General features: G+C 43.9%; 21 protein-coding genes and 2 riboswitches. Of the genes, 9 read left to right on the plus strand and 12 right to left on the minus strand.

What is annotated here, in order from left to right; genetic code table 11:
* Positions 1 to 174: 174 nt before the first annotated feature.
* On the plus strand, positions 175 to 936 hold the full coding sequence (locus ACS8FA_RS23925) for an IclR family transcriptional regulator (protein ID WP_439264867.1): 762 nt from the start codon (positions 175 to 177) through the stop codon (positions 934 to 936).
* A gap of 74 nt (positions 937 to 1,010) precedes the next feature.
* Here ACS8FA_RS23925 and ACS8FA_RS23930 read toward each other — a convergent pair whose 3' ends face one another.
* The 3 genes from ACS8FA_RS23930 to ACS8FA_RS23940 form a co-directional block, all read right to left on the minus strand.
* Complete coding sequence (locus ACS8FA_RS23930) at positions 1,011 to 2,081, minus strand: histone deacetylase family protein (protein ID WP_439264865.1); 1,071 nt, start codon at positions 2,079 to 2,081, stop codon at positions 1,011 to 1,013.
* Positions 2,082 to 2,228: 147 nt separating this feature from the next.
* On the minus strand, positions 2,229 to 3,446 hold the full coding sequence (locus ACS8FA_RS23935) for a CaiB/BaiF CoA transferase family protein (RefSeq protein WP_439264863.1): 1,218 nt from the start codon (positions 3,444 to 3,446) through the stop codon (positions 2,229 to 2,231).
* 196 nt (positions 3,447 to 3,642) lie between these two features.
* A complete protein-coding gene (locus tag ACS8FA_RS23940; protein ID WP_101205689.1) occupies positions 3,643 to 4,827 on the minus strand; it encodes an acyl-CoA dehydrogenase in 1,185 nt (394 codons plus the stop codon).
* 176 nt (positions 4,828 to 5,003) lie between these two features.
* On the opposite strand from ACS8FA_RS23940, the gene ACS8FA_RS23945 reads away from it, so the two are divergent.
* The gene (locus ACS8FA_RS23945; RefSeq protein ID WP_439264861.1) at positions 5,004 to 5,831 is read left to right on the plus strand and encodes an IclR family transcriptional regulator; all 828 of its coding nucleotides are present in this window, start codon (positions 5,004 to 5,006) and stop codon (positions 5,829 to 5,831) included.
* A gap of 73 nt (positions 5,832 to 5,904) precedes the next feature.
* On the opposite strand, the gene ACS8FA_RS23950 is transcribed toward ACS8FA_RS23945, so the two are convergent.
* The 3 genes from ACS8FA_RS23950 to ACS8FA_RS23960 all read right to left on the minus strand — a co-directional run bounded on the left by ACS8FA_RS23950 (position 5,905) and on the right by ACS8FA_RS23960 (position 8,091).
* Complete coding sequence (locus ACS8FA_RS23950) at positions 5,905 to 6,897, minus strand: hypothetical protein (protein ID WP_439264859.1); 993 nt, start codon at positions 6,895 to 6,897, stop codon at positions 5,905 to 5,907.
* Positions 6,898 to 6,969: 72 nt separating this feature from the next.
* The gene (locus ACS8FA_RS23955; protein ID WP_439264857.1) at positions 6,970 to 7,782 is read right to left on the minus strand and encodes a Hint domain-containing protein; all 813 of its coding nucleotides are present in this window, start codon (positions 7,780 to 7,782) and stop codon (positions 6,970 to 6,972) included.
* 18 nt (positions 7,783 to 7,800) lie between these two features.
* Positions 7,801 to 8,091 (minus strand): hypothetical protein, encoded by a 291-nt coding sequence (locus tag ACS8FA_RS23960; RefSeq protein WP_520933815.1) that lies wholly within the window; start codon positions 8,089 to 8,091, stop codon positions 7,801 to 7,803.
* Between the two features lie 176 nt (positions 8,092 to 8,267).
* On the opposite strand from ACS8FA_RS23960, the gene ACS8FA_RS23965 reads away from it, so the two are divergent.
* The gene (locus tag ACS8FA_RS23965) at positions 8,268 to 10,082 is read left to right on the plus strand and encodes an FMN-binding glutamate synthase family protein (RefSeq protein WP_439264855.1); all 1,815 of its coding nucleotides are present in this window, start codon (positions 8,268 to 8,270) and stop codon (positions 10,080 to 10,082) included.
* A 105-nt stretch (positions 10,083 to 10,187) separates the two neighbouring features.
* Positions 10,188 to 11,000, plus strand: a complete 813-nt coding sequence (locus tag ACS8FA_RS23970) for a phosphodiester glycosidase family protein (RefSeq protein WP_439264853.1) — start codon at positions 10,188 to 10,190, stop codon at positions 10,998 to 11,000.
* 140 nt (positions 11,001 to 11,140) lie between these two features.
* Here the strand turns inward: ACS8FA_RS23970 and ACS8FA_RS23975 are convergent, their stop codons facing one another.
* The 5 genes from ACS8FA_RS23975 to ACS8FA_RS23995 all read right to left on the minus strand — a co-directional run bounded on the left by ACS8FA_RS23975 (position 11,141) and on the right by ACS8FA_RS23995 (position 16,346).
* The gene (locus tag ACS8FA_RS23975; RefSeq protein ID WP_439264851.1) at positions 11,141 to 12,337 is read right to left on the minus strand and encodes a globin domain-containing protein; all 1,197 of its coding nucleotides are present in this window, start codon (positions 12,335 to 12,337) and stop codon (positions 11,141 to 11,143) included.
* Between the two features lie 311 nt (positions 12,338 to 12,648).
* The gene (locus ACS8FA_RS23980; RefSeq protein ID WP_101205694.1) at positions 12,649 to 13,872 is read right to left on the minus strand and encodes a vWA domain-containing protein; all 1,224 of its coding nucleotides are present in this window, start codon (positions 13,870 to 13,872) and stop codon (positions 12,649 to 12,651) included.
* Positions 13,873 to 14,019: 147 nt separating this feature from the next.
* Positions 14,020 to 14,883 carry an AAA family ATPase gene (locus ACS8FA_RS23985; RefSeq protein WP_057760758.1) on the minus strand — a complete coding sequence of 288 codons (864 nt, stop codon included), beginning with the start codon at positions 14,881 to 14,883 and terminating at the stop codon, positions 14,020 to 14,022.
* A gap of 284 nt (positions 14,884 to 15,167) precedes the next feature.
* The gene (locus ACS8FA_RS23990) at positions 15,168 to 15,764 is read right to left on the minus strand and encodes a hypothetical protein (protein ID WP_439264848.1); all 597 of its coding nucleotides are present in this window, start codon (positions 15,762 to 15,764) and stop codon (positions 15,168 to 15,170) included.
* Positions 15,765 to 16,025: 261 nt separating this feature from the next.
* On the minus strand, positions 16,026 to 16,346 hold the full coding sequence (locus ACS8FA_RS23995; RefSeq protein ID WP_439264847.1) for a YcgL domain-containing protein: 321 nt from the start codon (positions 16,344 to 16,346) through the stop codon (positions 16,026 to 16,028).
* 249 nt (positions 16,347 to 16,595) lie between these two features.
* A riboswitch (glycine riboswitch) is annotated at positions 16,596 to 16,735 on the plus strand.
* A gap of 69 nt (positions 16,736 to 16,804) precedes the next feature.
* Positions 16,805 to 16,953: riboswitch (glycine riboswitch) on the plus strand.
* A 168-nt stretch (positions 16,954 to 17,121) separates the two neighbouring features.
* On the opposite strand from ACS8FA_RS23995, the gene gcvT reads away from it, so the two are divergent.
* The 4 genes from gcvT to gcvP all read left to right on the plus strand — a co-directional run bounded on the left by gcvT (position 17,122) and on the right by gcvP (position 22,872).
* Positions 17,122 to 18,303, plus strand: a complete 1,182-nt coding sequence (gene gcvT / locus ACS8FA_RS24000) for a glycine cleavage system aminomethyltransferase GcvT (protein ID WP_439264846.1) — start codon at positions 17,122 to 17,124, stop codon at positions 18,301 to 18,303.
* Between the two features lie 117 nt (positions 18,304 to 18,420).
* Positions 18,421 to 18,801: a glycine cleavage system protein GcvH gene (gene gcvH, locus ACS8FA_RS24005; RefSeq protein ID WP_057760766.1), complete on the plus strand. Its 381-nt coding sequence runs from the start codon at positions 18,421 to 18,423 to the stop codon at positions 18,799 to 18,801.
* A gap of 350 nt (positions 18,802 to 19,151) precedes the next feature.
* On the plus strand, positions 19,152 to 19,910 hold the full coding sequence (locus ACS8FA_RS24010; protein WP_439264844.1) for a nitroreductase family protein: 759 nt from the start codon (positions 19,152 to 19,154) through the stop codon (positions 19,908 to 19,910).
* A gap of 64 nt (positions 19,911 to 19,974) precedes the next feature.
* On the plus strand, positions 19,975 to 22,872 hold the full coding sequence (gene gcvP, locus ACS8FA_RS24015; RefSeq protein ID WP_439264842.1) for an aminomethyl-transferring glycine dehydrogenase: 2,898 nt from the start codon (positions 19,975 to 19,977) through the stop codon (positions 22,870 to 22,872).
* A gap of 112 nt (positions 22,873 to 22,984) precedes the next feature.
* On the opposite strand, the gene ACS8FA_RS24020 is transcribed toward gcvP, so the two are convergent.
* On the minus strand, positions 22,985 to 23,464 hold the full coding sequence (locus tag ACS8FA_RS24020; RefSeq protein WP_439264840.1) for a hypothetical protein: 480 nt from the start codon (positions 23,462 to 23,464) through the stop codon (positions 22,985 to 22,987).
* A 100-nt stretch (positions 23,465 to 23,564) separates the two neighbouring features.
* Between ACS8FA_RS24020 and ACS8FA_RS24025 the strand changes: the two genes are divergently transcribed.
* Positions 23,565 to 24,269, plus strand: coding sequence for an esterase/lipase family protein (locus tag ACS8FA_RS24025; RefSeq protein WP_439264838.1), 705 nt, complete (start codon positions 23,565 to 23,567; stop codon positions 24,267 to 24,269).
* The last annotated feature ends 182 nt before the right edge of the window (positions 24,270 to 24,451 follow it).

Below are 24,451 nucleotides of genomic sequence, written 5' to 3' on the forward strand. Positions count from 1 at the left end.
ATGGTAAGTCGTAAATAATTATTGATAATTCATTATTTGTTCAATATACTGAACACGTATTCTATATACGAGACGTCATTATAAGAACGATATGACGCGATTTGCAACCCTTAATCTCATTATTTTAAAAATTATCTTGTACTTCTTTCTTTTATTTCACTTTATAGGTTATTTATGAGCTCGACTGCCGTGCCTGCGCTAGACAAAACGTTTCAGATTTTGGACTTGATTACCGATAGCTCACAGCCTCTGACAGCGGCTCATATCGCAAAAGAGCTTGGGCTACCGCGTAGCTCCACTCACAATATTTTGCAGAGTCTATTGACCAAACATGTCATTTACAAAGACCCTGAAAGCCGTTTTTATTTGGGTTCATATTTGATGTACTGGGCAGGCAAGTACGAGCAGCAGCAAGGCGTGGTGCAGTTGTTTAAAGATTTGATTGTGCAGTATCCGGTACTTCTTCAGCACACGGTTACCTTATCAAAACTGGACTTGGGCGAAGTGGTATTTTTGGCTTGTCATGAGTCCCCTGCACCGCTTGGCTTTACTTTTCGAGCAGGCGTTCGCGTACCTGCCGTATTTTCTGCGACAGGCAAAGCCATGCTATCCACGTTGTCGATGGACAGCATCAAATCATTGTATAAAGATACGTTTCCAATGCCGATGACCCAGCATGGGGTCAAGAATTTTACCGATTTGGCAACTGAGCTTGCGGCGATACAGGAGAGTCGCGTGTCTCTCGATGATGGACAATTGCGTGATGGAATGTACTGCTTGGGCACTTATATTCGTAATGCGTCAGGCAATGCGGTCGCTGGTATGGCAGTGAGTTTTTTACAAGGAGAGTATGAGTCTAAACGGGCTGAGGTCAGTGCAGTATTGATTGAATTGGCGGAGCAAATTGAGCAGCATTTAGGCTTTACGGCAAATTGATAGGAATCTATAAAAAATAGGTCGCAGTGTTTACTCCTACACTCTGCGACCTATTTTATTACTTTCAATTTTATTTAAATATTACTGCCACTATTGCTGTTCTCGTCCATCAGTCCTAATAGGAATGCTTGCAGGTTGTCATTGAGCTTTTGAATATAATAGCCACCTTCAACCAAGACAATCAATGGCTTGTTTAGCTCTTTCATCTTTTGCGCCAATACTTTAAACCCTTCCGTACTGACGGCGCATCTCGCTTCTGGGTCGTTTTCATAAACATCAAACCCCAAGACATGAACGATAACATCAGGGTCAAATAGGGTCATTGTCTCGATAGACTTATCAATATACTCAAAAAATCCCACTTCATCGGTACCATGTGGCATCGGGAAATTGATGTTGTAACCTTCGCCCTCGCCTATGCCTTTTTCAAACGCGTGCCCTGCTACTGCTGGGTAGAAGTTAACGGGGTCGCCATGTACTGAAGTATAAAGCACGTCTTTACGGTCATAGAATATTTCTTGAATACCCTGTCCATGGTGCATATCCGTATCGATAATGGCAATTTTTGCATATTTCTGGCGTAGATGTTCAGCGATGATGGCAGCGTTATTCAGATAACAAAATCCACCCGCGGCGCTTTTGCGAGCATGATGACCAGGCGGCCGTGAAAAGCAAAGCTGTATATGACTGTCAGCACGCTCGGTGTCTGTTGCCTTATCATTTAGCAGTGCTTCGGCTGCGTTAAGTGCTGTTTGCGCCGACCAATAGATAGATGTCCAAGAATGCTCGCTGATGGGCGCACTGTCATCCGCTTGATACTTAGCTGCTTTTGCCATGATGCCAATACCCGGATTGTCATACGGCATAAAAATTCCTGTCTGCACCTGTGCGCCCAAATCTTCCTCAACCGCCATCCACTCATCATAGCCATGTTTGAGAAACTCAACATAACCAAAGTCATGAACCGCCAATATTGGTGCGATGCCAACATCGGTAGCAGTAGTGACTTCTAGACCCAAAGCCACTGGTGCTTTCAACAGCTCAACCATACGCTCTGGTATTTCTAACGGTTCGTGCATTTTCCCATAAGAAAAATAAGGTAACGGTCTATGCAGACTTAGATTTTCATGGCTGTATATTTTCATGCTCAACATTCCTTGTTTGACACTACTTGGTTTTACATTATTGATTGGGATACTGCTTTATTTAACATTGTTTTTTTTAAGAAGTTCCATTTTCTAGCTTGTGTGTTTAGTCTCTATCGCTGTAAATATACGGCTGCCGACGCTACTTTAAACAATTCCATCGGCTTTTAGCTTTGCGATCATCTCGCTGTCATAGCCCAGTTTAGCAAGTGTGCTATCAGTATGCTCGCTCAACTGCGGTGGCGGCGTGCGATAGCTGACTGGTGATGCGGATAACTTGATAGGGTTACCAAGTGCGCGTACTGGACTGCCTTGCTCGGTGAAATTAACAATCATATTCCTTGCTTGCGCTTGCGGCATGGCCAGGGCTTCAGCCACGTTATGAATCGCACCGCATGGAATACCTGCTTGGTCTAAAACCTCTAGCCAATAGGCGCGTGGCTGATTAGTAAAATGCTTAGTCAGCTCACCGCACAGCAGTTCGCGATTGGCAACGCGTTGTGGATTGGTCGCAAAGCGCTCATCGGTATGCCAATCAACTGCTAGCACCTCACACAGTTTGGCAAACTGACTGTCATTACCACAGGCTAAAATAAAGTGCTGCTCGCCCTCGCCCGCAAATACTTGATACGGCACGATATTAGGATGCTGATTGCCCAACCTTGGCGGTATCTTATCGGATGCCAAATGATTCATGCCGACATTGGCTAGCATGGCAAGCGCACTATCAAGCAACGCCACATCAACGTGTTGACCAACACCAGTATTTTGACGCGCCAATAGTGCCGCCTGAATACCAATCGTTAGCTGCAAACCTGCAAATAAATCGACCACTGCCACGCCGACCTTATGCGGTTCGCCATCGCTTGGACCTGTGATACTCATCAGACCTGACAATCCTTGGATAATATAATCATAACCAGGGCGCGCGGCATCTGGACCTGTCTGCCCAAACCCTGTCAATGACGCATAAATCAGCCGCGGATTGGACTGTTTTAGACTGTCATAATCCAAGCCGTATTTTTTCAGACCACCAACTTTGAAGTTTTCGACCAAGATATCACTCTCAGCGATTAGCTGTTTAATGATGGTTTGCCCTGTCGGCATAGTGATATCTACCGTCAGCGATTTTTTATTGCGGTTAATGGTAGCGTAATAAGCAGAGGTATCATCGCTGAATGTTGGCGGTGCCCAATGACGCGTCTCATCACCGATATGAGGACGCTCAACCTTGATGACTTCGGCACCCAGATCAGCAAGTACTTGTGTGCAAGAAGGGCCAGCCAGCACTCTCGATAAATCGAGCACCTTGATACCATACAATGCGCCCTTTGCCAAGTCATTGCTGTTACTATCGACAGTCATAATAATCCCTTATTGTGTGGCGTATTTTTTGACTTTTTAATCATAAAATTGTTATTCATGATTTAGCTATTTAACCGTTACATCATGAAGAACAACTGAAAAACGTACGCTACTGTTAATGCTCTTTTAATAAAAAGCTAAGCAGTAACGTACGCCATAAAATACAGTTGTACCAAAAACTATTAGCTAAAAACGTTTAAAAGAACGCTTGAATGCCTGTCTGTGCACGGCCTAGGATAAGCGCATGAATATCATGTGTACCCTCGTAAGTATTGACGGCTTCCAAGTTCATCACGTGACGGATAATATGGAACTCATCAGAGATACCGTTACCGCCATGCATGTCACGAGCGATGCGAGCGATATCAAGCGCCTTGCCGCAGTTATTACGCTTAATAAGTGAGATCATTTCAGGTGCTGCATTGTCTTCATCCATCAAACGACCCACGCGTAGCGCCGCTTGTAGACCTAAGGTGATTTCTGTCTGCATATTGGCAAGCTTTAGCTGTACCAACTGCGTTGCCGCTAGCGGACGACCAAACTGCTTACGATCGAGCGTGTACTGACGAGCCGCTTTCCAGCAGAATTCAGCCGCTCCCATCGAACCCCAAGCGATACCATAACGGGCTTTGTTCAAGCAGCCAAAGGGCCCTTTTAGACCACGGATATCTGGGAAAGCATTGGCTTCAGGAACGAACACTTTGTCCATGACAATCTCACCAGTGACTGATGCACGTAATGAGAACTTGCCCTCGATTTTCGGCGCAGATAAGCCTTTCATACCTTTGTCTAAAATAAAACCACGAATCTCGCCAGCATCGTCTTTTGCCCACACGACAAACACGTCAGCGATAGGACTGTTGGTAATCCACATTTTATTACCCGTCAGCTCATAACCACCCTCCACAGCGCGTGCACGAGTCGACATCGACGAAGGATCTGATCCTGAATCTGGCTCAGTCAGACCGAAGCAGCCGACATACTCACCTGTGGCAAGCTTTGGCAAATACTTTTCTCTTTGCTCTTCTGTACCATACGCCCAAATAGGATGCATAACCAAGCTTGACTGCACGCTCATCGCTGAACGGTAGCCCGAATCAACGGCTTCCACTTCCTTGGCAATCAGACCGTAAGCAACACTCGATAAGCCAGCACAGCCATAACCTTCAATCGTGACACCAAGTAAGCCCATCTCACCCATTTGACGCATGATATTACGATCGAAATTCTCGTTGCGATTAGCCTCGATAATGCCAGGCATCAGCTCTTTTTGAAAAAACTGACGGGCGCTGTCGGTGACCATGCGTTCTTCTTCAGTGAGCTGGTCACGTAATAAGAAAGGATCTTCCCAATCAAAGCGTGGGCTAGTAGATGTTGCCATGTGGATCTCCTTGGTATCAGTCATCCTGACTGACGAATAGTGATTGATACATCATTTAGTCTAACAAGTCATTGACTTCGTTATTCCGCTGTGTGAAACTTAGTTTCATAATTTAAAACCATTTAACCAAACTTTCGCTGCCCTGTAAACCTTTATCAAAAAAATATGAGTATAAAATGACGAAACCCTTATCAACAGCTACTCCGCTACTCGAACGTATACATGGAATTATGAGCCAGAGCAAGGAAGATAACGACCGACAGTTCGTCACAGCACTGGGTCGTGGACTGATCATACTGGCGGCTTTTGAGCATAATGAGCGGCTCACCCATCAACAGCTATGTCAAATGACCGAACTACCAAAAGCAACCATTACTCGCCTTATCCATACTTTGACCACGCTTGGTTTTTTACGAACGAGTGATTATGGTCAGTATCAATTGGGCAGTAGTGCGGTACGTCTCAGTGCGACTGCGTGGAGTCGTCATGACATGGTGGCAGCGGCTGAGCCACTATTACGTCAGTTCGCCAGTGAGAATGAAGTATCTGTAAATTTGGCAACCGAAGTCGAGGGAGAAATGCGCTATCACGCCTGCTGCCGTAGTCCTGCTCGCCTATCAGTCAACTTACAGGTTGGCTCCGCCGTACCTGTGGCACGCACTGCCATTGGACGTGCCTTTTATGCGGCAAGCTCGCAAGCGAGACAGGCTGTCGTTATTAGCAATCTCCAAGAGAATTTACCTGTTGAAGAATATAACGATGCGCAAACCGCCCTAGCCAGCGCGGCAGAGCATTATGAAAAGTATGGCTATACCGTCTCTGATGGGGAGTTTTCTACTGATATTTTGGCAGTCGCGGTTGGGGTATATGATGTCGCAACAGGACAATACGCGTATTCGCTGAATGCCAGTGTACCAAGCGCTAATTGGGAAGCGGACGATTATGCGGAAATGATAGTGCCGAAATTGCAAACGTTGGCGGAGCGGATTGGTGGTGGGGTTTAAAACAGTAATATGGTGAAGATATAAGCCTTCCAGCCAGTCATAATTTTTCTATTGATATAAACTAAAGAGCTGGTTAATTGGCTGGCTCTTTAGCGTCCAGTACCCACACCGCATCATGCCCGACGAAATACGTATGATGGTCCGCAACTTCTATGTTATAGACATGGTCTTCATAAGGATTGGGGCAGACATCGTTATAGCGTCGCATCTGCTCGTGAATACTATCTTCTGATAATCCTGTTGCATCACCATATTTATCAATAGTATATAGCGCTATTTCATGAGACTTTTTATTGGTAATCTTATTTTCTCTTACTATCCTACCTTCATACATTAACGGAGCGTTTACAAACTCAATATAACGCTCTAAAGAATGAGCGGACGGAGTCATATCTTGAACTAAGCGGACATTCAATGTTTTATAAAGATCAGAGTCTATAATAAAGGGTGCCTTTTCATTGATGAGCAACTTGGCATCAGAAGTTTGCAGATTGACAGTTTTGATTTCTTCTTTGAACGCTTCTTCTGTATCCGCTAAACTGACATACTGATAGCCATTATCCGTAAATTTCACAAATTGAACCAGACCGTCCGTTTCCCATAAGTCATGTTCCTCAATACTCTGAGTATACGCTGTACCTTCAGGGAAGTTCGGTAAGGTGCGTACAGGGATAAATGAATAATCGTCTAAGGCAATCGTATCACCATGAGCAGACGTTAGATATCCAGCTAGTAAACGCTCCGCCGATAACCATTCACCCTCTAAATCTTCAGGCTGGCGAGTTACCCAAAATGGGTGGTTGCTGGTACATAAGATATAGTTTCTACCTTTTTCACCTTGTTTGGCTACCGTCTCATTAAAGTATTCAACTTTAAAGATTCTTTCCTTTTTCGGGGATGTAAACGTACTTATGACAGGCTTATATTCTATGTCACCGCTACCATCTTCAGGCTTGGAGAGTACAGGCTTTGATAAAATTAAGTCACCTACTTTAATATCTTGAATCGGTACTAACCCTTTATCCGTATGAATGAGCGCTCCCGCGACAAATCCTTTGTTATTCATTAATTTTCCTTTTATTTTTTATTATCGATTTGGCTGATTGTTCAAACTGGCGTCATGCACCCATAGTCCTGCTCAACCAATGAAGTAGGTATGGTTGTCTGCCACCTCAAAATTATAGACAGTTGCCTGATATAAAATATGTTCACCTTGCGCGTTGGTCAATTGATTGAACATACGCATGGTGCCTCCATTATCTTCAATATGTTGACCCAAATAGCCTTTCTCCTGATAAAAGCTAATGTCATCAACATATCCCATACCCTTATATTCTACTTCGCTGTAGTCGAGCATATGCGCTTCGGCATCTTGTACATAATCATCGTAGTAGTCTTCATGATAGTGCTCTTGATACCAGTAATAATTTGGATTGAATTCTAAATTATCATTAGCGACTTGATAGGTAGGTTGTACACGCTCAACGGTATACATTACGCCATCAGTATTCACAGCAATTTCATACTGCTGTAGTTCATCCACACGTTTAAAGTGAAGCTGGTCATAGAACTCAATGTCCGCCTGTGGGTTTTCCATGGCACCAACGATCCAAACAGGGTGATTGGGCGTCGCTAGAAAACTACTAAAGCGGCTAGCTGCTTGAATTTTTTCATCGACAAGCAGATAGTTGTGAATATCAAAATTTTCATCATCTGGTTTTAATCTATAAGGCGAAGTATTATTTTTCTCTAAACGCACGATCCACATCTCTTTGTCTTTATGCACAAAGGTCTTGAGCACTGGCTTATACTCTATGTCACCGCTACCATCTTCAGGCTTGGAGAGTACAGGCTTTGATAAAACTAAGTCGCCCACTTTGATATCTTGAATTGGCACTAAACCTTTGTCTGTAAGAATCAAAGTCCCTGCCACAAATCCTGTGTTGTTCATGTCTTATCCTTTTTAATATTATCGTTTTAACCCATCAAACCTCAGCCCAAACTTTAGCAGATACTTACGCAGTCGGTCGCTGTCGTTATTGCTTTTTAGCTGATTTCTGGAGTTGGCATACAGGTAGCGCCCTGCTGCCGCTTGGTTTTTATGGTTGATACAAACCTCAATCACATATGCCAATTGCACCGCATCAAATGGATCAATAGTTGTCAGCATGTCTTCATCTAGATATTTTATTAAAATATTATGGCTACCCTGCTCGATGGTTTTGCTGTTTAAAGTAACATATGGGCTATTTTTAATCACTTTATTGCATATACTGTCATTACTTATTTGTGCAATCGAACTAATGCCGCTCCTAATGAAAGTGATTTTGGCAAGCTGTTACCCATTGATACCGACGTAATGACGTCATGCGTGTATGATGTACGCGACAAATGTAAGCATCTTATCTATATCAATCATTACTATTGAGCCTCGCTATGCCTGAATCTCGTACCAATCTAAACCCTGAACCCAAAACCAGCTCGCCGTATTTTATCGGATTATTACTTCGCTATAGCACGTTTAGCGCGGCGATTTTAATTCTGTTAGCGGGCTTATTATTGGTAAGTTGGTGGCTGATTGTGATCGGTGGTTTGGCTGTGGCACTTGGTATCTATGATTTGATTCAGTCTAAGCACGCCATATTGAGCAACTACCCTATCGCTGGACATATTCGCTATGTATTAGAGGATTTTCGCCCTGAGATTCGCCAGTACCTGCTTGAGGACGATAAAGAACAAGTACCGTTTTCACGCCAGCAGCGCGCGCTAGTCTATCAACGTGCTAAGAATGTCAGTGATACCAATGCCTTTGGTACGTTGGACAATTTATATACTCATGGTAAAGAATGGTTTTTGCAATCTACCATCAGTGCACCACTAGAGAACAAAGACTTTCGAATTATGGTCGGCGGTGAGCGTTGTCAGCAACCACACGATATGTCGGTATTCAATATCTCCGCGATGAGCTTTGGTAGTCTGTCAGCTAATGCCATCATGGCGCTCAATCAAGGCGCAAAATTGGGCAGATTTACTCATGACACGGGCGAAGGCGCTATCAGTCCTTATCATCGCAAGTTCGGTGGTGACTTGATTTGGGAGTTGGGTACGGGTTATTTTGGTTGCCGTGATAATGATGGTAACTTTGATCCACAGTCTTTTTCTGAAAAAGCCGTCGATCCCCAAGTTAAAATGATTGAAATCAAGCTTTCACAAGGTGCCAAGCCTGGTAAAGGTGGTGTCCTACCCTCTAGCAAGATCACGCAAGAGATTGCGGACACACGTCAAGTGCCTACGGGTCAAGACTGTATCTCGCCCTCTTCGCATAGCGCATTTAGCACCCCGCGCGAGCTGGTCGCCTTTTGGCAGCAGCTACGTGATTTATCAGGCGGCAAGCCAGTTGGCTTTAAGCTATGTATTGGTCAACCATGGCAGTTTATGGCGATTGTCAAAGCGATGATAGAGGCGGATAACTATCCTGATTTTATCGTTATTGATGGTGCAGAAGGCGGCACAGGTGCAGCGCCTGTCGAGTTTATGGACAATGTCGGCATGCCAATGGTTGAAGGGTTTTTGCTCGTACATAATACCTTAGTCGGTGCAGGTATTCGTGACAAAATTAAGCTTGGTGTTAGTGGAAAAATCGTATCAGGCTTTGATATCGCTCGCATGATTGCGCTAGGTGCCGATTGGTGCAACTCAGCACGTGGCTTTATGTTTGCAGTCGGCTGTATTCAGTCACGCTCTTGTCATACCAACACTTGCCCGACGGGTGTGGCAACCCAAGATCCATATCGTCAAAAGGCGCTCGACGTCCCTAGTAAGGCTGAGCGTGTTGCAAGTTTCCACAAAAACACGCTAAAATCGCTTGCCAGTATCGTAGGCGCGGTCGGTTTACAGCATCCTAGCCAATTACAGCCGTACCATATCGCACACCGTCTAGATGATGGACAAATTAAACTGTTATCCAAGTTTTTCTATTTTGCCGATAAAGGCGCACTGCTAGATCATAGCGCTCGTGCCGACGTATTCAACCAAATGTGGGTCATGGCAAACCCTGATAGCTTCTTAGCCAATAATGACGCACTCATTGCTTATAACAAAGACTCACGCGATAAAGGCAAAGAAACTGGTGCGCCAACAGAACACAGCGCTGGATATAATTCTGAGCATTTGACCAATCTCACCGATGGTGGACGATTAATTGGTAATGTGAATAATACAATCCGCGACTTCCCGCCTACTCGCGACTGAATCAGCGCCTAAATCGTTGTATTTAAAAAGTAGTAATGAATGTGTAATTAAGCAGTAGATAGCAACCAAACTTAAATAATTAGTACATTAAAAGATGCGTGATTGATGCCAAGTTCTATTTTTACCTTACCCCTATCAACGATAGTGCTCGCGCTAGGCCTGAGTGCCTGCCAGCAATCAAATACTGACACGGCTAGCAGCGATACAGACAGCTGGTCATGTCAGACTGAAGACACACCTTTTACTTATAGCGTTTGCCGTGTCGATGCTACCGCGTTAGCGAGCGAGCGTTATTCATTACAACTGTTTTGGCAATCCTCTGATAACAACGAGCCTCTGCTAACCTTTGATGCGTTATTGGCCACATTACCGAACAATGAGAGTCTCAACTTTGCGATGAATGCAGGCATGTATAATGAAAACTATGCACCGATTGGCTATACCGTCATCGAAGGCAAAGAACTCAAATCGCTAAATACAAAAGAAGGTGGCGGTAATTTTCATCTATTACCTAATGGGGTTATGTGGTGGGACAAAGCTGGCAACGTGCAAATCACTGAGAGTAATGCGTTAAATGAGCAGATAAGCAATGGTGATGTGCAGCCTTGGTATGCGACGCAATCGGGTCCTATGCTAGTCATCAATGACGAGATACACCCACAGTTCAACCCTGATAGCAGCTCAATCAAACTGCGTAATGGTGCAGGCGTTTGCCGTGACGGCAGTATACAATTCATTAATAGCAACAAGCCTGTTACCTTCTATCAGTTTGGAGAACTATTCAAGGATGAGCTAGGTTGTCCAAATGCACTATTTTTTGATGGTGGTATTGCCTCAGCGTTGTATGCACCTAGTATCGATAAGCAAGACAAAAAAGAGATGGGTGTGATGATTGGATTGGTTGAAAATAAAGAGTAATACGCATCTATATTTCAATGTTAATATCTAACTCCTATTGCTTCTTATATTGCGTTCAATAAAAAGCACTTGAAATGACGTTGTCATTCAAGTGCTTTTTTTGTTATTGGTAATAATTAATGGCTAACAATCGCTAAAAACTAACCACCCAAGCTCATCTTAGGGCCAAACGGTTCGTAGTGGACACTATCGACCCCATGATCTAATGCTACTAACCCATCAATCATGCTTTCCATAAACGGCATCGAGCCGCATACATAGATATCAGCAGGCTTAGGCAAGGTAGCAAGCCATGTCTCATCTAATAACTGCCCAGACTCAAAGTAAAATATATGCTTTTCTACACTCTCAGCCTGTTCGAGTAATTTATTAACTTGATCAGAAAAAGCATGATGAGCGATATTTTGACATGCATAAACCCAAATAATAGGTCGTTTAGGATTGGCTAATACTTGCGCCTCTAGCATAGACAGTACAGGCGTCACCCCGACTCCTGCACTCATCAATACCAATGGAATATCATTTTGCTGTACCAAATCTTGATTGAGCGCGAAGTCACCAGCTGGTGCCGATAATAAAACCGTGTCACCGACTTCTAGTTGATCATGCATATAGTTAGAAACCAACCCATGATGCTCATTACGGTTATCACGTCGAACAGCAAACCGAATGCCTGCATCAGTACTGGCAGAGTATAAAGAATAATGACGTAAGGCTATATGGTCGCTGTCTTTTGGGTCTGTTTTCACCGTGATGTATTGACCAGCGGTTAAGTTCAATTTACTCAGGTCAATATCTTGATTACTATCTTCATTATCGTTCACTAGCACTACTGTAAAGGCTGCGATATCTGTAGCGACCACTTCCTTTTTAACTACCTTAAACGGTGCAAACCCCTGCCACATTGCTTCTTCATACATACCATGTTCAATCTGGATAAATACTGAGGCAATTTCATCATAGGCTTCTGTCCAAGCGTCAATAATGTCATCAGTAGCCGCCTCACCTAATACTTCTTTTATCGCCCCAATTAGATGCTTACCAACGATAGGATAATGCTCAGGCAATATCTGTAACGCTCTATGCTTATGGCTAATCTGGGTCACTTGTGGCAATAGCGTAGCCAGTTTGTCCAAGTGCTTGGCAGCGGCTAATACTGTCGTTGCTAGCGCCGTCTGCTGTCTTCCCAATTTTTGATTGGTTTCATTAAAAATATCTAACAGCTCAGGATGCTGATTAAACATATTTTTATAAAACACAGTGGTAATCGCAACGCCATGCTCTTCAAGTACAGGAACAGTTGCGGTGACGATTTCTAACGTTTTTGGTGAGGCCATGTTGTTTCTCTTAGTCATTAACTTCATTGATAAATTGAGATGTTAAACATAATCCGTCTAAACTAGCAATAATGAGTAGACCTTTTTACAGTAGTCATCAAAATTTTTAACCGCCCAATTCAGAATATTTATAACATTCATTTTAAATGAATTTTATCACACTTTACTAAGCATACTAATATACAATCAATATCGAGCTTATTTGCATCGATAAAAAAACAGCCGCTATGTTGTCATAACGGCTGTTGTTATAATGATTTACTCTGTGTTAACAGGCTTTATTTATTCATCAATCGGGCTGAATATCAAAATTACCGTGCCATATATTGAGTCATTTCTTCAACACCATGTAGCGTCATCGGATACATTTTATTTTCAAACAGCTTTTTAATCTCAACGATGGTTTGCGTATATTGCCAATATGACGGGTTTTCAGGATTGAGCCAAGTTACTTTATCAAAATGCTCCAGTACGCGCTTCAACCATACGATGCCCGCTTCATTATTCATATACTCTACGCTACCACCGACTGTCATCAGCTCATAAGGTGACATCGATGCATCACCAACGAAGATGACACGATACTCTCGGCCATATTTATTGAGTAGCTCAAACGTTGGCATCGGTGCACTATGGCGACGATTGTTGTCCTTCCACACATAGTCATACAGGCAGTTATGAAAATAAAAGAACTCTAAGGTTTTAAATTCATTTTTTGCCGCAGAAAACAGTTTTTCGAGCGCTTCGACATGGATATCCATACTGCCGCCCACATCAAACAACATCAGCACTTTGACACGGTTTCGGCGCTCTGCCTGCATATGTATATCAAGCACCCCCTTTTTTGCCGTACGCTTAATCGTCTCATGAATATCGAGCTCATCAGCACTACCGGTCCGTGCAAACTGACGCAGATTGCGTAGCGCCATTTGAATTTGGCGAGTACCGAGCTGATTGTCGTCATCGAGATTGCGATATTTACGCTGCTCCCAGACTTTTGCGGCGCTACGTTTTCGAGACTCACCACCGACACGTACGCCTTCTGGATGATCGCCATAGGCACCAAATGGCGAAGTACCGCCCGTGCCTACCCATTTACTACCACCTTGATGACGCTCTTTTTGCTCTTTTAACCGTTCTTCTAACGCCTTCATCAGCTCTTCAAGCGAGCCGTACTTTTTCAGTAGGCGTCTTTGCTCTTCGGTCAGATTCTTTGGATCGAGCTTTAAATCTAGCCACTCTTTGGGCACGTCCGTTAGCTTGGCTAATAGCTCATCCATATCGAGACTATCGACACCTTCAAAATAATCTGCCATTGCCCGATCGAACTTATCAAAATGGCGCTCATCTTTGACCATGCACAGTCGAATCAGCCGATACATATCTTCGCGGCTAGCAAAAGTAGTCAGTGCTGGATCTTCAGGATGCGACTGCATCATCAGCCCTTTATCTAACGCGGCATTGAGATCGAGCAGCTCGCGCGTACTAACTGGCACGCCGTAAGTACGCAAGGTATAGAATAGTTTGATAAACATAAGAGTCGTATCACTTATTGGCTGATATTATTATCTGGTGATATTGCTGATATCATTAATTGGTACAGGTTGAGCGCTTGCGTTGACTTTTACATCAGACATTCGATATTGGATATAAAAGGTTAAAGCCAATGCAAGCGGCAAACATTAACGACGCATCATATTGGCAAAACGCTGTAATAAACTCACGTCTGCTTCGTTTTTCAATAACGCACCATATAACGGTGGGATAGATTTCTCGCCTCGCAGATTTTCTTCTAGCTCGTCCTGAGCCATATCATCAGCAAGTAACAAAGTTAACCAATCGACCAATTCAGACGTTGATGGCGGCTTTTTAAGACCTTGAATACCACGCAGTTTATAGAAGATATCCAATGCATCATTGACCAGTTTTTCTTGAATATCTGGAAAATGTACTTCGATGATTTGGCGCATGGTTTCTTCTTCTGGGAAGTCAATATAATGAAAGAAACAACGACGTAAAAACGCATCTGGCAGCTCTTTTTCATTGTTTGAGGTAATAATAACTACTGGACGCTGCGCCGCTGTAATAGTTTCGCCCGTCTCATAAACATAAAAAGACATCTTATCAAGCTCATGTAGCAAATCATTTGGGAACTCGATATCGGCTTTATCGATCTCATCAATCAGCAGTACGCTACGCTCTGTACTGGTAAAAGCATCCCACAGCTTGCCCGGCTTGATATAGTTGGCAATGTCATAAACCTTGTCATCACCCAACTGTGAATCCCGCAGGCGTGATACTGCATCATACTCGTACAGTCCTTGCTCAGCCTTAGTCGTCGATTTGACGTGCCAAGTAATCAGTGGCATGCCCAAACTTTCAGCAACTTCTTCGGCAAGCAATGTCTTACCTGTGCCAGGCTCGCCTTTGATCAGCAATGGCTTTTGTAAGGTCATAGCGGCATTTACGGCCAGTTGCAAATCATCGGTAGCAATATAACTACTCGTACCAGTAAAGTTTTGCTTAGTATTGTCAGCTGTGGTCATAATCAGATCTCGATTGTTGTTATAGATGAGTTGTTATAAATGGATAAGTCTAAAACATAAATGAATAATAACGAATAAATTAGATTAGCACAGCCTGATGCATTGCCAAAATACTCATGCGTTCGCATTTATTAACAATTGTTATGTGCAGTTCATAGTGAGCTATTATTTATATGCCTAATAAACAGTCGAGCACAAAAAAAGACACGCAATGGTGTCTTTTTATTCAGGTATCAAATAACTTTTAAGACAGTAATTTTGTCTCAACGCCTAGCCTATTTTTATTACTTGTCAGATGTATCGTTAGCCGTTTTTTTAGCCAATGTACTGTCTTTTTTTAAGTTTACATTGGTGTCAGGCTGTTCAGTTACGGTAGCGCCTTCTGGCAAATAACTGCCTGTGGTCATTTGTAACGTTGCCTGTGTATCTTCTGCGCTGCGGCTACGGGCTTTGTCCAAGCTTGATGCAAATGCGCTGCGTATCAGTTGCCATACAAAACCAACAAACAACCCTGCGACCAGTATCACCAATATCGGCAACATATTAGCAACCGCGCCTGCGTAATCTTTCATCATCACAGCATAGACGACGCTAATGCTGGCTGGTGCAAGCTCGCTCGGATCGCCAAGTGCAGTACCTGGTGCTAATAATACTGCAAACAGAACCATCCAGCTCATACCGCCCAATGGTTTTGGCAGTACACGAGCAACGAGTATCCATAGCACTAGTACCAAAACAGCACCGCCCAGATAAGCATACATCGGCAAATCAGCGGGTGGGACATCCTTTACCATTTGGCCCCACCAAATGGCAATCTCACCGAGAATGTCACTGATAGACTCTAGCGGTAAGCTATGTAAGATATTTTTTAACCAGTCCATGCGTGTTTATTTACCTGCGTTTATCGCCGGTGACACAATCTGTGTCTAGCGGTATATGTGCGTTCTGTAGAATCAGAATGAGGCCAACTACATAACAAACTTATGCATTATATAGGCTTATATGTACATTGCGTAGGGTGTCAGTTTATCACGACTCTCTACTCAAATGCATGTGAGCAAGTGTGTCGTAGGTTTTTATCAACGCTATTTTCAAGGTAGCGTATTGATATTTCCTACCACACTCACTTGCTGACAATCCCATTAATTATAGATGCTGTCCTGCGCTTCACGAGCGCGCAGCTCTGCTTGGCGGCGCATCACGTCTTGCGGCGGCAACTGCACAAAGTAGCCTTGAGACTGTAATTTTGCCAATACTTCCTCTTTATCGACACGAGCGAGCTTATCCTTAGTCGCCAAATCCAAATGCATGACAAACTTGCTACGACCTAAACCTGCACGGAAATCTTTTGGTAATACGCCAAGCCAGTCTTTGATCTCATCAGTATCGTCAGGATAATCAGGACGCGCAATGTAGATATACATGTCGTCGTGTTTGGGAAATTTATAAATATCGCAATGCATAAAAACTACCTATCAGAAACTATGGGCGTAGGTTAGCATATTTCAGGCAAATACCAGTAGTCGCTTTGCGTTTTGCTATGGTAATTTTTGTCAAAACACACAGACAAAACGCTGATATGAGCGATAAAAATATCATTGTAAAACATAACCTATTTGACAGACTTCCCTATCAAAACATTATTTTTGCCAAATTTATTTATTTTAATGGCTTTGATGACTTGTAAAAGCGCTTTGAACCTTTCATAATAAAAGCGTTTTTCAGGAGAGAGTTTATCAGCATCGTTTTTGTATTAAACCCTATTGGTTATACAACTATCGCAATTGCTAGATAACCACCGAAGGCGCATCCACCCTGCCAATCGCTCAGGTAAAAGGACTGAAAAACGCATGTCACTGTTGTTTGATAGTGTTTAGTAGTATGACGCTCATAGCGCACTACTTTTTTATCAAACATAAGGCATAACAAATCTGGAGAGTGGTAAGAACGGACGACGTCTTACCCACCGAAGGGGAGAAAATACGCTATCATCGATGATAGGGCTCATACAACTGCCCAAAAATGATGGTTCGTGTTGAAAATCTCAGGTCACAGGACAGATAGGGCTTTAGCTCAAACTGACGTATAGCGTCTGTTTGGCTTACGTCTTCATCTTTGCTTTCTGTGTCACCCTTTGATGTGATATTTGCGCCTTGCAATATTGCTTCTCGCTACTTTTACGTTGCGCATCACTCCCTACTCTGCCGAGTACGACTGATGTACACATAAGGATTTGTTATGACTGATACCCATTCTCAAGACTCTAGCAGCACCCAAGCCCCTCAGCGCACCCCTTTTTACCAATCTCATATTGATAGTGAGGGCAAACTGGTCGATTTTTCTGGTTGGGAATTGCCAATTCATTACGGTTCACAAATCGAAGAGCACGAAGCGGTACGCACAGATGCAGGTATGTTTGATGTCTCACATATGGTTGTGACTGATATCAAAGGCGCTGATACCAAAGCATGGCTACAAAAACTGCTCGCAAACGATATCAACAAACTCACTACCGCTGGTAAAGCGCTGTACTCTGGCATGCTCAATGAGCAAGGCGGCGTTATCGATGATTTGATCGTCTACCTGATGAATGCAGAAGAAACTGAGTACCGCATCGTCTCTAACGCAGCCACTCGTGACAAGGATTTAGCACAGTTTAATAAAGTCGCCGAAGGTTTCGATATTACGATTACCGAGCGACCTGAGCTTGCTATGCTTGCCGTGCAAGGTCCAAATGCTATTGCAAAAATGGCTCAGGCCAAACCAAGCTGGACAGATACCTTAGCAGCACTAAAACCTTTCGTTGGTGCTGATTTGACCGATATCGAAGGCACTGATTGGTTTGTGGCTCGTACTGGCTATACTGGTGAAGATGGCGTTGAAGTCATTATGCATGCCGATGATGCCCCTGCTTTCTTTGAGCAATTAAAAGCAAATGGCATCAAACCTGCCGGTCTTGGCGCACGTGATACTTTGCGTATGGAAGCGGGCATGAACCTTTATGGCCATGACATGGACGAAACCATCAGCCCTTACGAGTGCAACATGGGCTGGACGCTTGCACTAAAAGACGACCGCGCCTTTGTCGGCCGTGAAGCATTGGTCAGCAAACGTAAGCAGTCAAAAGAAGACAACACTGCTATGAAGCAAGTGGGTTTGCTATTGACCACGCGTGGCGTATTGCGTGAAGGCATGACAGTGACTATTAATCAAGGCACTGATAACGAGCAAACTGGCATTATCACCAGCGGTACATTCTCCCCTAGCCTAAAAAATTCAATCGCGATTGCCCGTGTACCTGCCAGCTTATCAGAAGATGACAGTGTACAAGTCGATCTACGCGGCAAAGGTAAATTCGTCGATGTACGCGTACTAAAGCTACCTTTTGTCCGTAACGGCAAGCAACAGTTTGACTCTTAGGTCTTATAAATTCTATCATTAGAGCGCGTTGTCATTTTGCGCGCAATTATAAAAATGGCAACACGCCTAGCCTCCATTATTTTTGTTAATTAACCTCTATCACTTAGGAGAGAGACCATGAGCAACATCCCAGCAGAGCTAAAATATATTGCTAGTCACGAGTGGCTACGCCTAGAAGACGACGGTACGATCACTGTTGGTATCACTGACCATGCTCAAGATCTATTGGGTGATGTGGTATTCGTTGAGCTACCAGATGTGGGCGATATCATCGCTGTTGATGACGAAATCTCAGTTGTTGAATCAGTAAAAGCGGCTTCTGACGTTTATGCGCCTATTTCAGGTGAAGTGATCGCTATCAATGAAGCACTAGAAGATGATCCTGAAATCATCAACTCTGACCCATACGGCGAAGGTTGGTTCTTCAGAATGAAGCCTGACAACATCGCTGACTACGAAGCACTAATGACTGCTGACGAGTACGAAAGCGACTTATAAGCTAAGCACGCAAGCTAAGCATGCTCTCACAAGACATTAGCACTTGTAAGACTTTAGCTCGTACAAAGCACTAGCCCCGACTAAACATAGATACTGGCAACAGCTGGTATCTATACTCTCTATTTAAACTGTTTGAACAACCTTTCTCATTAAAAGTATTGGCTCATTGACCATGCTTATTATTTGAAAGCAGCTTTATATGTAGATCTCCAACAATCATTATCCTCCGATGTTATTGCTACCAAGCGTTATCTCATTGACTCGTATTGATCACCTATTCGAATCCCAATGAATACGTGCTATCAATAACGACGCAAACTGATAACCCAATTCTCAGCATGGATCCTAATATGAATGCCAACACCGATAATAAAGACCCCATTGCCACACCAAACCATACGCCGCAGCTACAAGCGTTTCGCGATATCGTAGAGTCACGCCGTTCCGTGCGCCGTTTTACTGACACACCTATCCCTGACGACGTATTGGCAGACTGTCTGCGTTTGGCCATGCTAGCACCAAACTCTAGCAACCTACAGCCGTGGGAATTTTATGTTATCGATGATGCTGACAATCGCAAACGCGCCGTCAAAAACTGTATGAATCAAAACGCGGCAAAAACATCGGCGCGCTTAATCGCTATCGTTGCTCGCACCGACATCTGGCATGAGCATGCTCAGCAAATATTGCGCGAATATCCTGATCAGCCAGTGCCAAAGAAAGTGAAAGACTACTACAACAAAGTCGTCACAATGGACTTTTTGCGCGGCCCAGCCAACGTGGTTTCGGCTGCAAAATGGGGCGCAACGCAAGTGGTCAGACGCGTAAAAGGCCCAATCAAATCGCCTTATTATACCTTTGAAGACACCAAAAACTGGGCAACCAATAACACCGCGCTTGCCGCCGAAAACCTGATGCTAGCATTACGCGCTCATGGTTTTGATAGCTGTCCTATGGGCGGCTTTGATGAGCCTGCCATGAAAGCGTTGCTCAATCTTAGCGACGACCATCATATCGTTATGATGCTTGGCGCAGGCGAGCGCGCTGACAGTGGCGTTTACAACACCCAGTTCCGCTTTGATCAAAAACAGTTTGTGCATTACGTATAACGTACCGCTCACATTATTCCCTTAATTGCTATTTTGTTTATTACTCCCTTAACCAAGGATTGTCATGACTATCTCTCAAAACCCATCGTTTGATACCTTTCAAGGATTGTTCAACGAAGCTGAATTTGTCTATCGCCACTTAGGTTCGAACGAAACCAAGCAAGCTGACCTACTCAGCGCTGTTGGTTATAAAGATATGCAAAGCTTTATCAATGACACTGTGCCTGAGCCAGTACGTCTGCACAAAGAGCTGGATTTGCCAGTGGCGATGAGTGAGCATGCGGCACTTGCCAAACTACGCACGATGGCAGATGACATCACTGTTAACAAAAGCTATATCGGTCAAGGCTACTCTCCGGTTCGTATGCCTGCCGTCATTCAGCGCAACGTCCTTGAAAATCCAGGCTGGTACACCGCCTATACCCCTTATCAAGCTGAAATCGCTCAAGGTCGTCTAGAAGCATTGCTGAACTTCCAACAAGTATGTATTGATCTAACAGGTCTTGAGCTGGCTGGTGCGTCATTGCTTGATGAAGCAACAGCAGCGGCAGAAGCGATGGCGATGTCAAAGCGTGTGAGCAAAAGCAAATCAACGCAGTATTTCGTCGACGAGCGTGTCTATCCGCAAACGCTAGATGTTATCAATACTCGTGCTAAATACTTTGGTTGGGAAGTGGTCGTTGGTGATTTTGAAACGGCTAAATCTGGTGACTACTTCGGTGCGCTATTCCAGTATGTCGGTGCTGAAGGTGACGTTAAAGACTTAACAGACGTCATCGCGGCCGTAAAAGAAAACAAAACTTACGTCAGTGTTGTCAGTGACATCATGAGCTTGGTGTTATTGAAATCACCAGCCGATATGGGTGCTGACGTAGCGCTAGGTAGTACGCAGCGCTTTGGTATACCAATGGGCTTTGGTGGTCCGCATGCCGCTTATTTTGCGTTTTCTGATAAAGCCAAGCGTTCAGCACCTGGTCGTATCATTGGCGTATCAAAAGATGCACAAGGCAATACTGCATTACGTATGGCTCTACAAACGCGTGAGCAGCATATCCGCCGCGAAAAAGCCAACTCAAACATCTGCACCTCACAAGTATTACTAGCTAACCTCGCTGGTATGTACGCGGTATACCATGGTCCAGGCGGCGTGAAGCGTATTGCCACTCGTATTCATGCGTTTGCCACTGCGTTTGCTGATGCTATCACAGAATCTAATGACAGCAGCTTGAGCGTGGTACATGATCAATTCTTCGATACAGTCGTCGTTGATTGTGGTTCAGAGAAGCTTGCTACTCAAATCTTTAAAAATGCAGACAACGTTGGCTATAACTTATGGCGTCTAAGCGACACCAAATTAAGCGTTGCCTTTAGTGAAACCAGCGATCAGCAAGATTTCAACACGTTGACTCAGCTATTCGTCAACAAGTCACACGATCTACCTGAAACCGCTCGCGTTTCTCTTGATAGTGCACACTTGCGTACCGATGCTATTTTATCGCATCCAGTATTTAACTCGCATCACACCGAACATGAAATGCTACGCTATCTGAAGTCGCTTGAAGACAAAGATCTAGCGATGAACCGCAGCATGATTTCACTGGGTAGCTGTACCATGAAGCTAAACGCCACCAGTGAGATGCTACCGATTACTTGGCCTGAGTTTGCCAACGTGCATCCTTTTGCACCACGTGATCAAGTTACTGGCTATATCGCGATGATCGATAGCTTGCAAGATCAATTAAAAGCCATTACTGGTTTTGATGATGTCTCTATGCAGCCAAACTCTGGTGCCTCTGGTGAATATGCTGGTCTGCTCGCGATTCGCCGTTATCATGAGTCATTGGGCGAGACCAATCGTGATGTGTGCTTGATTCCTCAGTCAGCGCACGGTACCAACCCTGCTACCGCCATGATGATGGGTATGAAAGTCGTCGTGGTCAAAACCGATGAAAACGGCAACGTTGATATCGATGATTTAACCGCCAAGTGTGAAGAGCATAGCGAGCGTTTGGGCGCTTTAATGATCACGTACCCATCGACTCATGGCGTGTTTGAAGAAGGCATCCGTCATATCTGTGATTTGACCCACAAGCATGGTGGTCAGGTCTATATGGACGGCGCGAACATGAATGCTCAGGTAGGCATGATGCAGCCTGCAGACGTTGGTGCTGATGTACTACACATGAACCTGCACAAAACCTTCTGTATCCCGCATGGTGGCGGTGGTCCAGGCATGGGCCCTATCGGTATGAAAGCGCATTTGGCAACGTTTATGGCCAACCATACCTTGAGCCCTGTACACAATGCACAAAAAGACTGCTCAGCAGTATCAGCAGCACCTTATGGTTCAGCGAGCATCTTGCCTATCTCATGGATGTACATTGCTATGATGGGCCGTGATGGTCTATTAAAAGCCACTGAATTGGCATTGTTGAACGCAAACTATGTGGCAGCCGAATTAAAAGGTCACTACCCTGTCCTATATGCTGGCAAAAACGGCCGTGTGGCTCACGAATGTATCATCGATATTCGTCCCTTAAAAGAAGAGACTGGCATCACAGAAAGCGATATCGCTAAGCGCTTGATGGATTATGGTTTCCATTCGCCAACAATGAGCTTCCCAGTCGCTGGCACGCTTATGATTGAGCCAACAGAGTCTGAGTCAAAAGAAGAGTTGGATCGCTTTATCAGTGCGCTAAAATCTATCAAAGCTGAAGCCATGAAAGCCAAAGCTGGTGAAGATAACTGGACGCTAGAAGACAACCCATTAGTCAATGCACCGCATACCGCAGCTATGATTACTAATGAAGCGTGGACGCATCCATATAGCCGTGAGACTGCTGCATTCCCACTACCATACATCCGTGCAAACAAGTTCTGGCCAAGTGTTGCGCGCGTCGATGATGCGTATGGTGATAAGAACCTAATGTGCTCTTGCCCAAGTATCGAAAACTATATGTAATTATCATTTTTGATAACAGCTCGTTTATTGTCAAAAAACCGCCAAGTCAGCGACTGATTTGGCGGTTTTGTTTTATGCATGCATTGTTAAATTTTTACACTATTAATGAGACTTAACCGCCCAACCAACCTTTATTCAGCCCGCATTCTATCCAGTTTATTTTTACTTTGATATTTGGGTTAGGGTAGAAAAATGCTCCGCCGCCAAGATAAAGCTCATCGCCAATCTTATAAGGCTTTCCTTCAAATAGTAATACTTCCTGAGCGTCATCCCATGAAAAAGACGTATCCGCTAATACTAGCAGAAGACTATTATCTTTTGTCGGCACCTCGTCACTATCCCTAGTCAAAGCAAGGCAGTTATTGATAACTGTCAAATATCCCGCTGTCATCGCTGTAAATCGACCATTATATTTAGTTGGTGACCAAGTAGCAATTTGCAGAGGTGTCTTAGCTGGCATAGGTTCGTTTACTACTATCATTTCTGCCATCTCTATCTGAACAATTGGTAGTTTCTCCGCTCTATAAGTGGTACAACCTGACAGCGAAAAAATAGCTAACATTGAAATTAATAAACTTAGATAATTTGACAACCCTTACCCCTAAAGCGCTAATATAAGCAGACTACTTATTCGCTTGTTATAATAAACAAGCGTTGATAAAAGTTGTAATATTATTCACTTGGACACCGTTATGCAACAAAAAGAAATGGAACAAAAAGCGCCTAAACGAAAAAACCTTGTAATTTTGATACATGGCTTGCATCAAACAACTTGGATGATGCGTCCATTAGCGAAGCGTTTACAAGCGCAAGGCTTTGCCACCCATCAATACAGCTATCGCAGCATGCGCGACAGTATTAAAACTAACAGCCTGCGATTACATGAATGGCTGAGTGCCAACCACAACCCCGATCAACCGATAGATTTGGTCGGTCATAGTTTGGGTGGATTGATTATTCGTGATTTTTTAGCCAATTATCCCAAATGGCAAATTGGACGCTGCGTCACACTTGGCACGCCGCATGTGGGGAGTGTTTGCGCCGATTATGTGTGGCGTCTGAGTCCTTTGATTGTAGGACGATCTTATATCGATGCCCTCGATGGTACAGCGACGTCCTGTCCTGAACATATCCATCTAGGCGTGATTGCAGGCGATAAACCGCGCGGCTTAGGACAGCCTTTTTTGCAATATCATAATCGCAAACTGAATAAAGAAGGCGAATCAGCAGTGGCAGAAAACTGTGCTCATGATGGCACTGTCTACGTCAGCGAAACACGACTGGAATGCGCCAACGACCATATCGTCCTTCCCGTTACCCATACAGGCATGCTGGTCAATAAAGAAGTGGCTCGGCAAGTGATTTTGTTTTTGGAAAACGGTGAGTTTGAACACTAGGGCATATTTTTTAATACCTAAAATGCCCTAGATGACAGCGAATAATGGAATAGATATGACTGAGCAAAAGTATAAGTAAGATTGTCAAAACGCCCATTTATCGATAGAGAAAAAATTGATACTACTATTGATTGATTTAAAAAAATTGATTTAAAAAACAAGCAATGTGAAATTAGACATCA

It is taken from the genome of Psychrobacter sp. 1Y1 (assembly GCF_051847395.2).
Lineage (GTDB): Bacteria > Pseudomonadota > Gammaproteobacteria > Pseudomonadales > Moraxellaceae > Psychrobacter.

Coding starts and splice junctions, on each gene's coding strand:
- ACS8FA_RS23925 (WP_439264867.1), top strand. CDS start 175: ATGAGCTCGACTGCCGTGCCTGCGCTAGACAAAACGTTTCAGATTTTG.
- ACS8FA_RS23930 (WP_439264865.1), bottom strand. CDS start 2,081: ATGAAAATATACAGCCATGAAAATCTAAGTCTGCATAGACCGTTACCT.
- ACS8FA_RS23935 (WP_439264863.1), bottom strand. CDS start 3,446: ATGACTGTCGATAGTAACAGCAATGACTTGGCAAAGGGCGCATTGTAT.
- ACS8FA_RS23940 (WP_101205689.1), bottom strand. CDS start 4,827: ATGGCAACATCTACTAGCCCACGCTTTGATTGGGAAGATCCTTTCTTA.
- ACS8FA_RS23945 (WP_439264861.1), top strand. CDS start 5,004: ATGACGAAACCCTTATCAACAGCTACTCCGCTACTCGAACGTATACAT.
- ACS8FA_RS23950 (WP_439264859.1), bottom strand. CDS start 6,897: ATGAATAACAAAGGATTTGTCGCGGGAGCGCTCATTCATACGGATAAA.
- ACS8FA_RS23955 (WP_439264857.1), bottom strand. CDS start 7,782: ATGAACAACACAGGATTTGTGGCAGGGACTTTGATTCTTACAGACAAA.
- ACS8FA_RS23965 (WP_439264855.1), top strand. CDS start 8,268: ATGCCTGAATCTCGTACCAATCTAAACCCTGAACCCAAAACCAGCTCG.
- ACS8FA_RS23970 (WP_439264853.1), top strand. CDS start 10,188: ATGCCAAGTTCTATTTTTACCTTACCCCTATCAACGATAGTGCTCGCG.
- ACS8FA_RS23975 (WP_439264851.1), bottom strand. CDS start 12,337: ATGGCCTCACCAAAAACGTTAGAAATCGTCACCGCAACTGTTCCTGTA.
- ACS8FA_RS23980 (WP_101205694.1), bottom strand. CDS start 13,872: ATGTTTATCAAACTATTCTATACCTTGCGTACTTACGGCGTGCCAGTT.
- ACS8FA_RS23985 (WP_057760758.1), bottom strand. CDS start 14,883: ATGACCACAGCTGACAATACTAAGCAAAACTTTACTGGTACGAGTAGT.
- ACS8FA_RS23990 (WP_439264848.1), bottom strand. CDS start 15,764: ATGGACTGGTTAAAAAATATCTTACATAGCTTACCGCTAGAGTCTATC.
- ACS8FA_RS23995 (WP_439264847.1), bottom strand. CDS start 16,346: ATGCATTGCGATATTTATAAATTTCCCAAACACGACGACATGTATATC.
- gcvT (WP_439264846.1), top strand. CDS start 17,122: ATGACTGATACCCATTCTCAAGACTCTAGCAGCACCCAAGCCCCTCAG.
- gcvH (WP_057760766.1), top strand. CDS start 18,421: ATGAGCAACATCCCAGCAGAGCTAAAATATATTGCTAGTCACGAGTGG.
- ACS8FA_RS24010 (WP_439264844.1), top strand. CDS start 19,152: ATGAATGCCAACACCGATAATAAAGACCCCATTGCCACACCAAACCAT.
- gcvP (WP_439264842.1), top strand. CDS start 19,975: ATGACTATCTCTCAAAACCCATCGTTTGATACCTTTCAAGGATTGTTC.
- ACS8FA_RS24025 (WP_439264838.1), top strand. CDS start 23,565: ATGCAACAAAAAGAAATGGAACAAAAAGCGCCTAAACGAAAAAACCTT.